The organism is Micrococcus sp. LASM2_SD2 (assembly GCF_057364565.1).
Genome location: NZ_JBNFOB010000465.1, coordinates 1 through 687, shown reverse-complemented (window position 1 = coordinate 687; position 687 = coordinate 1). Strand labels below are relative to the sequence as shown.

At 77.4% G+C, this 687-nt stretch carries 1 protein-coding gene; it reads left to right on the top strand.

The window, feature by feature from the left end; genetic code table 11:
* Positions 1 to 687: ATP-binding cassette domain-containing protein (locus AC2W7A_RS13130; protein WP_485991707.1), on the top strand; the 687-nt coding region annotated here is incomplete at both ends.

The window sequence follows — 687 nt, the reverse complement described above, 5'->3', positions numbered from 1 at the left end:
CGCCCCCCGGCTCCTGCTGCTGGACGAGCCCACGGCCCACCTGGACGGCGCCGCCGCCGCACGGGTGCGCACCCTGCTGACGCAGATCCGCACGGGCACCGTGTCCGGGCTGTCCCTGCCGCCGGTCGCCCTGCTCATCGCCTCGCATGACCCCGCCCTGGCGGACGGCGTCCCGCCCGCCGGGGGAATCGGGCCCGCAGAGGGCACCGGACCGGCTGAAAAACCGGACGGACTGAAGGCACCGGGCCGGTCGAAGGCACCGGGCAGGCTGAAGGCACCGGGGCGGCCGGCCTCCGGGCCCGGGGCGGACGGTGCGAGGCGGGCCGGCGCGGGAGCGGTCCTGCGGGTGCTGCCCTGGCGGGACAGGGGCCTGTGGGCCGCTGTCGCCTGGGCCCTGGGCACCCACCTCTCGGCCGCCCTGCTGGCGGGCCTGTCCGGGTGGCTGATCGTCATGGCCGCCTATCGTCCGCCGATCCTGTACCTGCTGGCCGTGATCGTGCTGGTGCGGGCGTTCGGGATCTCCCGCGGGGTCTGCCGCTACCTGGACCGGCTGTCCGTCCACGACGCCGTCCTGGCCTGGGCCGGCCGCCTGCGCCTGCGGATCTGGGACCGGCTCGGCGCCGACCCGGGGCGCCTTCCGTCGGCTCAGCCGGGCGGACGGGGCCCTCTCGGCACTGGTCGCGGACG